We start from the raw sequence: 12,447 nt of genomic DNA, 5'->3' as shown, positions 1-12,447 counted from the left end.
GAGGCACGGTTCGGGATGGTGTTTCCCGATTATCCGAAGCGGATCTTCGAAGCCTCCGAGCTCTCCGATGGGATGCTCCGGTTCCTCGCCCTCGCGGGAGCCCTGCTCGCCTACCGGCTTCCGCCTTTCGTCGCCCTGAACGAGCCCGAGGCGAGCCTGCACCCTGACCTGCTGGCTCCCCTCGCTCGCATGATCGTCAAGGCGGATGAACGCACGCAGGTCTGGCTCGTGACCCATTCCGAACGGCTTGCCGACGCAGTCCTCGACGAGCGGGGCACGAAGCCCCACCGCGTGATCAAGCGCCAGGGCGCGACCTGGATCGCGGGGCTGAAGCTGTCGGGGAATTTCGAGGACGGTGATTGACGCCGGCCTTCGCCGGCGCGCCCGCCCTCAATCCTTGTCGAGGCTCAGGTCCGGCGCCTCGGGGTTCTTCATGCCGACCACGTGGTAGCCGGCGTCGACGTGCAGGATCTCGCCGGTCATGCCGCGGGACATGTCGGAGATCAGGTAGGCGGCGGTCTCGCCGACCTCGCCGATCGTCACCGTGCGCCGCAGGGGGGCGTTGTACTCGTTCCACTTCAGAATGTAGCGGAAGTCGCCGATGCCGGAGGCGGCGAGCGTCTTGATCGGGCCGGCCGAGATCGCGTTGACGCGGATGTTCGAGGGGCCGAGATCGGCGGCGAGGTAGCGCACCGAGGCTTCGAGCGCGGCCTTGGCGACGCCCATGACGTTGTAGTGCGGCATCCACTTCTCGGCGCCGTAATAGGTCAGCGTCAGGAGCGAGCCGCCGTTCGGCATGATCTTCTCGGCGCGCTGCGCGACGGCCGTGAACGAGTAGCACGAGATCATGAGCGACTTGGTGAAGTTCGCCTCGGTCGTCTCGACGTAGCGCCCGGTCAGCTCGTCCTTGTCCGAGAAGGCGATGCAGTGGACGACGAAATCGATGCCCTCGGGGAAGATCTCGGCGGTCGCCGCGAACACCGCGTCGATCGAGGCCGGGTCGGTGACGTCGCAATGGCCGACGACGTGGGCGTCGAGCTCGCGCGCCAAGGGCTCGACGCGCTTCTTCAGGGCGTCACCCTGGTAGGTGAAGGCCAGCTTGGCACCGTGGGCATGCGCGCTCTTGGCGATGCCCCAGGCGATCGAGCGGTTGTTGGCGACGCCGAGCACGAGGCCGCGCTTGCCCGCGAGCAGGTTGCTGCCCGGCGCGGCGTCCCTGCCCGCGCCCTGCTCGTCCGTTGCGTCGAAAGCCGCCATGCCACACCCGAAAATTCGCTTCGGCACCCGGGACTCCCGGCCGCCCCGCTCGACGAGGCGGCGGTCTCGCGCCGGAGGCATCCTTAGCGGAGGCGCGTCGGGGACGGAAGTCCGCCGGATCGGCGCGATACGCCGCCGGCTACTCGGCCCGCGCGGTGCGCCGGCTCCTCACGAACTCGGCCAGGGCCGCGTCGTCCGCGGGCAGCTGGATCGCGGTGACGGCGAGCAGGTCGCCGCGGGTGCCGTCCTTCTTCGGCAGGCCCTTGCCGCGGAGGCGGAAGGTGCGGCCGGACGAGGTCATCGGCGGCATCTTCATCTCGACGGCGCCGGTCAGGGTCGGCACGCGGATCGCGCCGCCGAGCACCGCATCCTCGAGCGGCAGGTCGACGGTGGCGCGCAGGTCCGCGCCCTCGACGGTGAAGCGGGCATGCGGGAGCACCCGGATCGTCAGAAGCGCATCGCCCGGCTCGGAGCGCGGGCCGCCGGGCGAGCCGAGGCCGCGCAGGCGGATCGTCTGCCCGTCCACGACGCCCTTGGGGATCATCACGTCGAACTCGCGGCCGCCCGGCAGGCCGACCCGCAGCTTCTCCTCGCTGCCGATCTGCTCGAGGGTGACGCCGAGCTCGGCCGCCACGTCCTCGCCGCGGGTGGGCGGGCGCTGGCCCGGCCCGGCGCCGCCGGCGCGGAACGCCTCGCCGAACAGGTGCGAGAAGATGTCCTCCCCGACGCCCCCCGCCGGGCCGCCGCGGCCGCGGGCCGCGTTGTTGAAGTCGAACCCGCCGGCGCGGCCGCCGCCGAAGCCCTCGAACCCGGTCGCGCGCGGCTTGCCGTCGGCGTCGATCTCGCCACGGTCGAACTGGCGGCGCTTCTCCGGCTCGCCGAGGATCTCGTAGGCGGCGTTCGCCTCGGCGAAGCGATCCTTCGCCTTCGCGTCCTTGTTGGTGTCCGGATGGTAGGTCTTGGCGAGCTTGCGGTAGGCCTTCTTGATCTCGGCCTCGCCGGCGCCCTTGGGGACGCCCAGCACCTCGTAGGGATTGCGCATCGGTCTCTTGAACTTCGTGGTTTCGCGCCGGCTGTGGAGCAGCGGCCATCCAGGCCGCATGTGGGCGGCCTGTTGCTCTCGCGCAACGTAGGGGCGACGAGACTCGGCGCAAGCGCGGCCGGCGTCAACCCGAACGCGTCACGCGGCCGAGCCGCCTCGCATCGTTCGCGCTCAGCTCGTCTTGCCCGATCCGGCCTTGCCGGTGCGGATGCGCTTGAGTTCCCACTCGCCGCCGGACGGCTTGCAACCGGTGCCGCGCACGAAGCGGTTGTTCCCGGGAGCAATCACGCTGGCGAGGAAATCGCGGCAGATCAGGTCGTGGGCGACGTAGGGCAGCCCGGTCGGGTTGATCGTGCCGCGCAGGCTGGTCTCGGGGTTGTCCCACTTCACCGGCTTGCCGTTGCCCTGCGGGTCGAGAGCGACCGAGAGCGCGGCGTAGGCGCGGCGCCAATCCTCCTCGCCCAGGTCCGAGCCGAAGCTCGTCGGGCGCCGGCTGATGCTGCCGGTGACGATCGGCTCGTCGGCGACGGTCTCCGCCCTGGCCTCGGGATTGGCATCCGCCCGGAAGATCAGGAGCGGCTGGCTGCAGCCGCAGAGCATCGACGCGAGACCCGCGGCCAGTGCCACCGGCGGGAGCCGCCCAGCCCGCGCTTCCCCCCGCGGCATCGCCGCAGCCCCTTCCTTCTTGTCGCGACGACGCATTACACCTGAACCCGAGACCCTGAACCCAAGACGAGATGGCGCGTAAGTGTGCTCCAACGTCGGTGCCCCCCGACCCGGATCTCACAACGGAGGATTAAGTCGTGGACGCGTTAAAGATCGATGAGTCGGGCGGGCGCGATGCGGTCCCGGATGCCGCCGACTTCACCCTGAGCGACGATCCGTTCGGCCTGTTCGCCGCCTGGATGGCCGAGGCGACGGCGTCCGAGCCCGAGGACGCCAACGCGATCGCGCTGGCCACCACAGGCGCGGACGGCCTGCCGGACGTGCGGATGGTGCTGCTGAAGGGCTTCGACGAGCGCGGCTTCGTCTTCTACACCAACGTCGAATCGGCCAAGGGCGAGGAGCTCGCCGCCAACCCGCAGGCCGCCTTCGTGCTGCACTGGAAGAGCCTGCGCCGGCAGATCCGCGTCCGCGGTCCGGTGTCGCGAGTGACGCCCGAGGAGGCGGACGCCTACTTCGCCAGTCGCCACCGCGACAGCCGGCTCGGCGCCATCGCCAGCCGTCAGTCGCGCCCGCTCGCAGGCCGCGACGCGCTGATGGCGGAGGTGGCGGAGCTGTCGGCCCGCTACGAGGACGGGCCGGTGCCGCGGCCGGAGAACTGGACCGGGTTCCGGATCGCCCCGGTGGCGATGGAGTTCTGGCGCAACGGCGACTATCGCCTGCACGACCGCGTCCGGTTCACCTGCAACGGCAAGGGCTGGGACCGGTCGCGCCTCTATCCCTGAGAAGCCGCTACGGGATCAGGGGCGGCAGCGGCGGCGCGACGCCTTCCGGCAGGGCGGTGCGGGCGACGTTCATCGTCATCGCGAGCAGGGCGTAATAGCCGTTGATCCCGGTGAGATCGATCGCGCCCTGCTCGCCGTAGAGCGCGACCAGGGCCGCGTAAGTCGGGTCGCTCACCGCCTTGTTGCGCTGGAGCTCGGTCGAGAACGCGTAGACCGCGGCTTCCTCGGCCGACATGCCCTCCGGCCGCCGGCCTTCCGCGATCGCCTGCGCCACGTCCGCGTCGACGCCGGCCTTCAGCGCGATCGGATGGTGGATCTGCCACTCGATCTGCTGGCTCCACTCGCGGGCGACGATCAGGATGGCGAACTCGCTGATCCTGAGCGGCAGAACGCTGTCGTAGCGCAGGTACAGGCCCATGTCGCTCGCGCGCAGCATCAGGTCGGGGCTGCGCAGCAGCGGCACGAACGGGCCGAAGACCGGCGTCTTGCGCGCTGCGAAGAACGCGTCCGACGCCGCGAGCTGCGCCGGGGTGAGCCGATCCGCGGAAATGGCGGGCATGCGATCGGTGGGGCGGGCCGTGGTCGGCATGAGGGGGCGATCCGGTGCGAGGGGCTGCGGAGCCCCGGTGATCCCGCCGCATCGGTGCCCCGTCAAGCGTCCCCGCCGGTGTTGCGACGCGGCGAAGTCCCTGGATTTTCGGGCCGGCTGCGCTTAGACCTTGGGCTCAGCGCGGCGGCCCGCCGGGGTGCCCCGGCGCCGACCCCGATCGGAAGCGAGGCACGGCCTTGGCCATACCCGGAAACGAACGCCGTCGCGTCATGCTGCTCACCGGGGCGAGCCGGGGCATCGGCCACGCCACCGTCAAGCGCTTCTCCGCGGCGGGATGGCGGGTGATCACCTGCTCGCGCCACGCCTTTCCCGAGAACTGCCCGTGGGAGATGGGCCCGGAGGACCACCTCCAGGTCGACCTCGCCGACGCCGAGGATACCGTGCGCGGGGTCCGCGAGGTCGCCGAGCGGCTGTCGATCGAGGGCGGGCTGCTCCACGCGCTGGTCAACAATGCCGGCATCTCGCCGAAGGGGCCGAACGGCGAGCGCCTCGGCGCCCTGCCGACCGACTTCGCGACCTGGCAGCGGGTGTTCCAGGTGAACTTCTTCGCGCCCGTGCTGCTCGCCCAGGGCCTGCGCGACGAACTCGCCCGCGCCAAGGGGTCGATCGTCAACGTCACCTCGATCGCCGGGTCGCGCGTCCACCCGTTCGCGGGCGCGGCCTACGGCACCTCGAAGTCGGCGCTGGCCGGCCTGACCCGCGAGATGGCCGCCGATTTCGGGCCGCTGGGCGTGCGCGTCAACGCGATCTCGCCCGGCGAGATCGACACCGCGATCCTGTCGCCCGGAACCGACAAGCTGGTCGAGCAGATCCCGCAGCGCCGCCTCGGCACGCCCGACGAGGTCGCCAAGGCGATCTACTTCCTGTGCACCGAGGCCTCGTCCTACGTGAACGGCGCTGAGCTTCACATCAACGGCGGGCAGCATGTCTGACCGGCTGTCCCGCTGGTTGCTCCTCGTCGTTCTCGCCGCCACGCCCGCCGCCGCCGAGCCGGCGGTCACGATCCTCGATCTGCCGTTCCAGGCGACCGCGATGCGCGGGCCGCGGAGCGAGGTCGCCGTCGCGGTGGCGACGTCCGGGCTGATCCCGCTCGCCCGGCCGACGGCGGCGCCGGCCGCGCCGGACGTCGGCGAGGAGGAGAGCGCGCCCCTCGTCGTGGTCTGGGGCAAGGAGGGCGGCGCGGCCCTGAGCCTCGTCGACGGTGCGATCAGGTCGACGCTGCTCGGTGCCGAGGCGATCGACGGACTGACGGCAGCCGAGACGCCGCGCGGGGCCGTTCCGGGCCCCCGCCGTACGCTGTCGGGTGCGGCCTCCGCCTACCCGACCGGGGTCACCCGCGCGATCGGCGCCGCCCCCTCGGCGGCGGGCCTCACCATCCGCGAGCGCCAGCCGGTGGCGATGGGCGGCGATCCGAAGCCGGTGCCGGTCTCGACCGTGACGGTCGCCGCCGGCCCGGACGCGACCTTCGCCCTCGCGAGGCCGCGCGCCGTGCGCCTCGCCGGACGCCAGGCCTTCGTCGTGGCGACGCTCCACGGCGGCGATGCGTCGGGTCTGGCCCTCGTCACCCGCGCCGGCATCGGCGACTGGGCCGTCACCGCCCGGACGCCGTTCCAGGACGGCGCTCCGCTGCGGATCGCCGCCGTCGCCGACTTCGCCGGGACCGGATCGCCGCAGGTCGCCGCGGTTCTCGCGAAGGGCGGGCGCCTCCAGCTCTGGACGCCGGCCGTCGACGCCTTCACCCCCGCCGGCGAGGCGCCGGGCTACGCCTCCGGCCCGGGCGACGTCGATCTCGCCGCCGCGGTTGAGGGCGAAGGCAGCGCGCAGGCGGACCTCGCTCTGCCCGTCGCCGACAATTCGGCCATCGCCCTGGTCTCGCTGAAGGGCGGCATCAGGGAGCGCGCGCGGATCGCGCTGCCCGCCCCCGCCGCCTACGGCGTCGCCGCGCTCGGGCGCGGGACGAAGGTGCGCATCCTCGTCGGCCTGTCCGACGGACGCGTCGCGGTCGTCGCGCCGGATGGGACGAAGCCGTGAGCGAGGCCGATGCGCGATTGTTTCCCATGCGCCCCTTCGTCGGCGCGTCGATCGCGGTGATCCGCGGCGACCGGGTGCTGCTGGCGGCGCGCGCCAATGCGCCGATGCGCGGCGTCTGGACCCTCCCCGGCGGGCTGGTCGAAGCCGGCGAGGCGATCGCCGACGCCGCCCTGCGCGAGCTCAAGGAGGAGGTCGGTCTCGACGCCGAGATGATCGGCGTCCTGCCGCCGACCGAGATCATCCAGCGCGAGCCCGACGGTCGCGTGCGCCATCACTACGTCGTCTACCCCCATGCGGCCCTCTGGATCGGCGGCGAGCCGGAGGCCGGCCCCGAAGCCCTCGCCGTCCGCTGGGCGACGCGCGACGAGATCGCCGACCTCGAAACGACGCCGGGTCTCGCCGACACGTTGGCGGACGCCTTCGCGAAGGTCGCCGCCCGTCGACCCGGGGACCGCCCGTGATCGGCAAGCCGTCCTTCCTGCACCTCATCCTGCCGGTCCTCGCGGTCGGCGCCGGCTTCACCGTTTCCGCGCACGCTCCGGCGCTTGCGCAGCAGCGCCCCCCGGCGCGGCAAGCCCCGAAGCCTGCCGAGAAGGAGCCGCCCCCGCCGCCCCCGGAGCAGGCCGCACCCTACGACCGCGACCTCACGCGGCTGTCCGAGATCATCGGATCGCTGGCCTTCCTGCGCGAGCTGTGCGCGGGTGCCGACGCCGCCGAGTGGCCGAACCGGATGAAGGCGCTGATCGAGGCCGAGGGCGTCACGCCCGGGCGGCGCGACCGCCTCGCCGGGGCGTACAACCGCGGCTACCGCGGCTACGCCTCCACCTACCGCGTCTGCACGCCGGCCGCGCACGAGGCGGCGGGCCGCTTCGTCGCCGAGGGGGAGCGCCTGTCGCACGCGCTGGCCGGCCGTTTCGGCGGTTGATGCAAACCGGCCACACGGCAGAAGCATCCGGGGAAACCGTCGTATTCGACCATCCGCGTTAACCGCTTCGCAATTCCCGGCTGGTCGCGGACCCGTGAGCCGCCTATCATCCTTTCCGTACGCCGGGCCTCCAGCCCGCGCGCAACGGATACGACGCGCCATGCAGAACAGCACTCAGACCGCCCCGTTCGAAGCCGACGTGGACGAGAAGCGCGCCGCCCTGGGCTACGTGTCCGAGGCGTTCGCCGAGGGCTGCCTCGACGGTCTCGACGGCGACTGCATGGCTCAGGCGGCCCTGTTCGCCGCCTTCCAGGAACTGGTCATGACCTACGGCGAGGAGGCGACCGCCCGCTACGCCGAGGGATTCCCCGAGCGCATCCGCGGCGGCGCCTTCACCACCGCGCTCCAGCACTGATCCCGATGCTGCGGCTGGCGCGGGCTCAGGCCCGTGCCAGCGCCTCCTCGAAGGTCACGGCCTCGCCGCGCGACGGCGCGGTCAGCACACCGTCCCACATCACGCGGGCCCCGCGCACCACCGTCCCCACCGGCCATCCGGTCACGGTCTTGCCGTCGTAGGGCGTCCAGGCGCTCTTCGAGGCGATCCAGGCATTGCGGATCGTCTCGCGGCGCTTGAGGTCGACCACCGTCACGTCGGCGTCGTAGCCGATCGCGAGCCGCCCCTTGCGTGCGATGCCGAACAGGCGCTTCGGCCCGGCGCTCGTCAGGTCGACGAAGCGCTCGAGCGACAGCCGTCCGGCCGCGACGTGGTCGAGCATGATCGGCACCAGCGTCTGCACCCCGGTCATCCCCGACGGCGAGTCCGGATAGGGCTTGGCCTTCTCGTCGAGCTGGTGCGGCGCGTGATCCGAGCCGAGGATGTCGGCGACGCCCTGCCCGAGACCCCACCAGATCCTTCGGCGATGCGCATCGCCGCGGACCGGCGGGTTCATCTGCACGAGCGTGCCGAGCCGCGCATAGGCCTCGTCGCCGTCGAGGGTGAGGTGATGCGGCGTCACCTCGATGCTCGCCACGTCCTTGTGGTCGGCGAGGTAGTCCATCTCGTCGCCGGTCGAGATGTGCAGGATGTGGATGCGGGCGCCGGTCTCCCGCGCCAAGGCCACCAGCCGCCGCGTCGCCGCCATCGCCACCTCCGGCGAGCGCCAGACCGGGTGCGAGGACGGGTCGCCGGGGACGCGGAGATCCTTGCGCGCGCGCAGCATCGGCTCGTCCTCGGAGTGGAAGGCGGCGCGGCGGCGGATCGCCGTGAGGATGGCGCGCACGCCCGCATCGTCCTCGACCAGCAGCGACCCGGTCGAGGACCCGACGAACACCTTGATGCCGGCGGCGCCGGGCAGCCGCTCCAATTCGGCGAGCTGCGCCACGTTCTCGTGGGTGCCGCCGACCCAGAAAGCGAAATCGCAATGCATCCGGTGATGCGCGCGGGCCACCTTGTCGGCGAGCGCGTCCGCGCTGGTGGTGAGCGGGTTGGTGTTCGGCATCTCGAACACGGCGGTGACGCCGCCCATCACGGCCGCCCGCGAGCCGGATTCGAGATCTTCCTTGTGGTCGAGGCCGGGCTCTCGGAAATGCACCTGGGTGTCGATCACGCCGGGCAGCAGGTGCAGGCCGGCGCAATCCTGCCGCTCGGCACTGGCTGCCTGCGCGAGGTCGCCGATCGCCGCGATGCGCCCGCCGCGGATGCCGAGGTCGGCAAGGTGCGTGCCGTCCTGGTTCACCACCGTGCCGCCGGAGAGGACGAGGTCGAAGGGCTGGTCCATCGGGGATGCCATCGGAAACGCCTTGGTTGAGGCTGGGTCCCCGGCGGCTTATGTCACGCCTCATCCTCGCGCAATCGCGCGGCCTGGAAGGCCCGATCGGGCCGAGTGAGGACTTGCCATGCCGATTGCCCTGCTGCCGGACCGCGCCCTCGTCACCGTGACCGGGCCGGACGCCACCGCCCTGCTCCAGGGCGTGATCACATGCAACGTCGAGACGCTGGGCGAGGCGGAGGCGCGCCTCGGCGCCCTGCTGACGCCGCAGGGCAAGATCCAGTTCGACTTCCTGATCTCGCGGATCGCCGACGGGTACCGCCTAGACGTGCCGGCCGAACAGGCTGCGGCGCTCGCCAAGCGCCTGACCCTCTATCGCCTGCGCGCCAAGGTCGAGATCGCGGTTGATCCGACCATCGCCATCGCCGCATCCTGGGACGGCGCCACCACTGCCGTCGAGGTCGACGCCGTGGCCGACGCCCGGGCCGAAGGCCTCGGCGCGCGGCTCTACGCGGCGGCGGGCGCCTTCTCCGCGGACGCGTCCGAAGCGGAGTACCACGCTCACCGCATCGCGCTCGGGATCCCCGAGAGCGGGCGCGACTTCCCGTTCAGCGACGCCTTCCCGCACGAGGCGCTGATGGACCAGCTCGGCGGCGTCGACTTCCGCAAGGGCTGCTACGTCGGCCAGGAGGTGGTCTCGCGGATGCAGCACCGCGGCACAGCCCGCACCCGCATGCTGCCCGCCACCTATCCCGCGGGCGAGGCGGCCGCGCCCGGCTCCGAGATCACCGCCGGCGCCAAGGTGCTCGGCGTGACGGGGAGCCGTGCCGCCGGGCGCGGCCTCGCGATGCTGCGCCTCGACCGCCTCGCCGGCGCGATCGCGGCAGGCGAGCCGCTGCGCGCCGACGGCAAGGTGCTGACCGTGGAGCGCCCGGCCTTCGCCAGCTTCGCGATGCCGGACGTCGCGGCGGGCTGAACTGAATGACCGAGGCATCGCATCCGGTCGAAGGCCTCGTCCGCCATCCCGATGGCTGCGCCCGGTGCTGGTGGGCGGGGCTCGATCCGCTCTACGTCGCCTATCACGACGGCGAATGGGGCGTGCCCGAGCACGACGGCCGCGCGCTCTACGAGAAGCTGATTCTCGACGGCTTCCAGGCCGGGCTGTCGTGGATCACGATCCTGCGCCGGCGCGACGGCTTCCGCCGCGCCTTCGCCGCGTTCGATCCAGAGGCCATCGCGCGCTTCACCGAGGCCGACGTGGAGCGGCTGATGCAGGACACCGGCATCATCCGCAACCGCGCCAAGATCGTCGGCACCGTCGCCGGCGCCCGCGCCTGGCTGCGGATCGAGGAGCGCGGCCCCGGTTTCTCGCGCTTCCTGTGGGATCACCTGCCGGACGGCCGGCCGATCCAGGGCAGCGCGCGGACCCGCAGCGAGATCCGGACCGAGACCGACGTGTCGCGGCGGATCGCCAAGGCGCTGAAGGCCGAAGGCTTCGCCTTCTGCGGCCCGGTGATCGTCCACGCCTTCATGCAGGCGGTCGGCATGGTCAACGATCACCTCGTCGGCTGCCATCGCCACGCGCCCTGCGCCGCGCTGGCGGAGCCGGGCCGTTGAGCGCGCTGCAGCCGCGGGCGTGGCAGCGGATGCTGTCGGGCCGCCGGCTCGACCTGCTCGACCCCTCCCCCCTCGACATCGAGGTGGCCGACATCGCCCACGGGCTCGCCCGCGTCGCCCGCTGGAACGGGCAGACCGCGGGGCCGCACGTCTTCTCGGTGGCGCAGCACTCGCTGCTGGTCGAGGCGGTCGGCCTGCATCTCACGCCCGGGTGCACGCCTGCACAGGGCCTCGAGCTGCTGCTGCACGATGCACCGGAATACGTCGTCGGCGACATCATCTCGCCGTTGAAGGCCGCGATCGGCGATTCCTACAAGGGCGTCGAGCGCCGCCTGCTCGCTGCGATCCGCCGGCGCTTCGGGCTCGAGGCGCCGAACCCGGCCTTCGCCCGCCTGGTCAAGCGTGCGGACCGGGTGGCGGCGCATGCCGAGGCGGTGCAGCTCGCCGGATTCGCGCCGGACGAGGCGACGCGCTACTTCGGGCGGCACGAGACCCTGCCCGAGCCGGTCCTCGCCCTGCTCGACCCCTGGCCGACCGCGCAGGCGCAGGCCCGTTATCTCGACCGTTTCGCCGAGCTCGCGAAATCCTGACACCCGACCCAGAACCCGGACCCGAGATGCCGACGCTGCACGTCTGCCCCCTGTCGCGCCTGCCCGAGACCATCGCGGCGACTGGGGCGAGCCACGTCCTGACGCTGCTCAACCTGCCCTCGGCGCCGGAGCGGCCGGCGACGATCGCCGAGGGCTGCCACGCGGTGGTCGGCGTCAGCGACATCGCGGTCGCGACGGACGGGTACGTTCTCCCGGCCGAGGACCACGTGCGCGCCATCCTCGACTTCGTCGCGGCGTGGCCGCGCGAGAAGCCGATGGTGATCCACTGCTACGCCGGCATCAGCCGCTCGACCGCCGCGGCCTACATCGCCGCCTGCGCCCTCGATCCCGCCCGCGACGAGGCCGAGGCCGCCGCGGCGTTACGCCTCGCCTCGCCGTCGGCGACGCCGAACCGCCTGTTCGTCGAGATCGCCGACCGGCTGCTCGGCCGCGACGGCCGGATGGTCTCGGCCGTCACCGCGATCGGCCGCGGGGCGGACGCCTTCGAGGGCACGCCGTTTCGTTTCGAGCTCGGCTGACCGGTCGAGCCCACCGGCATACCGGTGTGGCGCAAACGTCGCCGCCGGCTGGAAAAACCGCGTGTCTCCGCCCGCCGCGAAGGCACGTGGGGTTGTGGCGGTCGCCGCCTCCGCCTTAGAACCGCACCAAAGGATCCTGTAGGGATGACCGAAAGCCGACCCGACGCGACCGCGATCGCCGCCGACACGCCCTTCGAGAAGGCCCTGGAGCAGCTCGAGGACATCGTCCGCCGCCTGGAGAAGGGCGACGTGGCGCTGGACGAATCGGTGACGATCTACGAGCGCGGCGAGGCGCTGAAGCGCCACTGCGAGATGCTGCTGAAGCGGGCCGAGGCCCGCATCCAGCGCATCACCCTGACACCCGACGGGCGCGCCGAAGGCGTCGCACCCCTGGACGTCGATTGAGATGCGCCGTGCTCGAGCACCGCAGCCTCGTTCGGCGTTCGAGATCGATATGAGGCCGAACCCGTGACGCAGACCCCCTCGATGCCGGCCCCCTCGATTTTGGACGGTTTGTCCGAGACGTCCGCGTTGCGGTTGCTTCCGGAGAGCGATCTCCGGGCGGTGGCGGACGCGGTTCGCTCGGAGATGATCGAGGCCGTGTCGGTGACGGGCGGTC

The 12,447-nt window shown here is 72.1% G+C and carries 17 protein-coding genes; 12 read left to right on the top strand and 5 right to left on the bottom strand.

Translation table 11 applies throughout. From position 1 onward, the window contains the following. The first annotated feature begins 15 nt into the window (after nt 1-15). The gene (locus FV227_RS19205) at nt 16-363 is read left to right on the top strand and encodes an AAA family ATPase (protein WP_147859696.1); all 348 of its coding nucleotides are present in this window, start codon (nt 16-18) and stop codon (nt 361-363) included. 27 nt (nt 364-390) lie between these two features. Here the strand turns inward: FV227_RS19205 and fabI are convergent, their stop codons facing one another. The 3 genes from fabI to FV227_RS19190 all read right to left on the bottom strand — a co-directional run bounded on the left by fabI (nt 391) and on the right by FV227_RS19190 (nt 2,965). Beyond that, complete coding sequence (gene fabI, locus FV227_RS19200; RefSeq protein ID WP_243932978.1) at nt 391-1,257, bottom strand: enoyl-ACP reductase FabI; 867 nt, start codon at nt 1,255-1,257, stop codon at nt 391-393. A gap of 139 nt (nt 1,258-1,396) precedes the next feature. Then, nucleotides 1,397-2,299, bottom strand: a complete 903-nt coding sequence (locus FV227_RS19195; protein ID WP_147859695.1) for a DnaJ C-terminal domain-containing protein — start codon at nt 2,297-2,299, stop codon at nt 1,397-1,399. A gap of 171 nt (nt 2,300-2,470) precedes the next feature. Beyond that, nucleotides 2,471-2,965: an RT0821/Lpp0805 family surface protein gene (locus tag FV227_RS19190; protein WP_244030506.1), complete on the bottom strand. Its 495-nt coding sequence runs from the start codon at nt 2,963-2,965 to the stop codon at nt 2,471-2,473. A 203-nt stretch (nt 2,966-3,168) separates the two neighbouring features. Between FV227_RS19190 and pdxH the strand changes: the two genes are divergently transcribed. After that, a complete protein-coding gene (pdxH, locus tag FV227_RS19185; protein ID WP_147728809.1) occupies nt 3,169-3,747 on the top strand; it encodes a pyridoxamine 5'-phosphate oxidase in 579 nt (192 codons plus the stop codon). 7 nt (nt 3,748-3,754) lie between these two features. On the opposite strand, the gene FV227_RS19180 is transcribed toward pdxH, so the two are convergent. Continuing rightward, nucleotides 3,755-4,306, bottom strand: coding sequence for a carboxymuconolactone decarboxylase family protein (locus FV227_RS19180; RefSeq protein WP_244030504.1), 552 nt, complete (start codon nt 4,304-4,306; stop codon nt 3,755-3,757). Between the two features lie 260 nt (nt 4,307-4,566). Here FV227_RS19180 and FV227_RS19175 point away from each other — a divergent pair, with 260 nt between their 5' ends. From FV227_RS19175 to FV227_RS19155, 5 genes are all read left to right on the top strand, one after another. After that, complete coding sequence (locus FV227_RS19175) at nt 4,567-5,289, top strand: SDR family oxidoreductase (RefSeq protein WP_147728807.1); 723 nt, start codon at nt 4,567-4,569, stop codon at nt 5,287-5,289. After that, the gene (locus FV227_RS19170) at nt 5,282-6,388 is read left to right on the top strand and encodes a hypothetical protein (protein WP_147859694.1); all 1,107 of its coding nucleotides are present in this window, start codon (nt 5,282-5,284) and stop codon (nt 6,386-6,388) included. Before FV227_RS19175 ends, FV227_RS19170 begins: the two co-directional genes overlap by 8 nt. Before the next feature lie 26 nt (nt 6,389-6,414). Next, complete coding sequence (locus FV227_RS19165; protein ID WP_147859705.1) at nt 6,415-6,849, top strand: NUDIX hydrolase; 435 nt, start codon at nt 6,415-6,417, stop codon at nt 6,847-6,849. A gap of 26 nt (nt 6,850-6,875) precedes the next feature. Beyond that, nucleotides 6,876-7,313 (top strand): TIGR02301 family protein, encoded by a 438-nt coding sequence (locus FV227_RS19160; protein ID WP_147859704.1) that lies wholly within the window; start codon nt 6,876-6,878, stop codon nt 7,311-7,313. A gap of 160 nt (nt 7,314-7,473) precedes the next feature. After that, entirely contained in the window at nt 7,474-7,728 is a 255-nt protein-coding gene (locus FV227_RS19155) for a hypothetical protein (RefSeq protein WP_147728485.1), read from the top strand. A 25-nt stretch (nt 7,729-7,753) separates the two neighbouring features. Here the strand turns inward: FV227_RS19155 and FV227_RS19150 are convergent, their stop codons facing one another. Continuing rightward, nucleotides 7,754-9,091 carry a dihydroorotase gene (locus tag FV227_RS19150; RefSeq protein WP_147859693.1) on the bottom strand — a complete coding sequence of 446 codons (1,338 nt, stop codon included), beginning with the start codon at nt 9,089-9,091 and terminating at the stop codon, nt 7,754-7,756. A gap of 118 nt (nt 9,092-9,209) precedes the next feature. Here FV227_RS19150 and FV227_RS19145 point away from each other — a divergent pair, with 118 nt between their 5' ends. The 5 genes from FV227_RS19145 to FV227_RS19125 all read left to right on the top strand — a co-directional run bounded on the left by FV227_RS19145 (nt 9,210) and on the right by FV227_RS19125 (nt 12,233). Then, nucleotides 9,210-10,058 carry a folate-binding protein YgfZ gene (locus tag FV227_RS19145; protein ID WP_147859692.1) on the top strand — a complete coding sequence of 283 codons (849 nt, stop codon included), beginning with the start codon at nt 9,210-9,212 and terminating at the stop codon, nt 10,056-10,058. Nucleotides 10,059-10,063: 5 nt separating this feature from the next. Continuing rightward, nucleotides 10,064-10,699, top strand: a complete 636-nt coding sequence (locus FV227_RS19140) for a DNA-3-methyladenine glycosylase I (protein ID WP_147859691.1) — start codon at nt 10,064-10,066, stop codon at nt 10,697-10,699. 29 nt (nt 10,700-10,728) lie between these two features. Beyond that, nucleotides 10,729-11,289 carry a hydrolase gene (locus FV227_RS19135; RefSeq protein ID WP_147859703.1) on the top strand — a complete coding sequence of 187 codons (561 nt, stop codon included), beginning with the start codon at nt 10,729-10,731 and terminating at the stop codon, nt 11,287-11,289. A 26-nt stretch (nt 11,290-11,315) separates the two neighbouring features. Further along, complete coding sequence (locus tag FV227_RS19130) at nt 11,316-11,828, top strand: protein tyrosine phosphatase (protein ID WP_147859690.1); 513 nt, start codon at nt 11,316-11,318, stop codon at nt 11,826-11,828. A 144-nt stretch (nt 11,829-11,972) separates the two neighbouring features. Continuing rightward, nucleotides 11,973-12,233 carry an exodeoxyribonuclease VII small subunit gene (locus FV227_RS19125; protein ID WP_147728480.1) on the top strand — a complete coding sequence of 87 codons (261 nt, stop codon included), beginning with the start codon at nt 11,973-11,975 and terminating at the stop codon, nt 12,231-12,233. The last annotated feature ends 214 nt before the right edge of the window (nt 12,234-12,447 follow it).

It is taken from the genome of Methylobacterium sp. WL119 (genome assembly GCF_008039875.1).
GTDB lineage: Bacteria > Pseudomonadota > Alphaproteobacteria > Rhizobiales > Beijerinckiaceae > Methylobacterium.
This window is presented reverse-complemented; position numbering and strand designations above follow the sequence as displayed.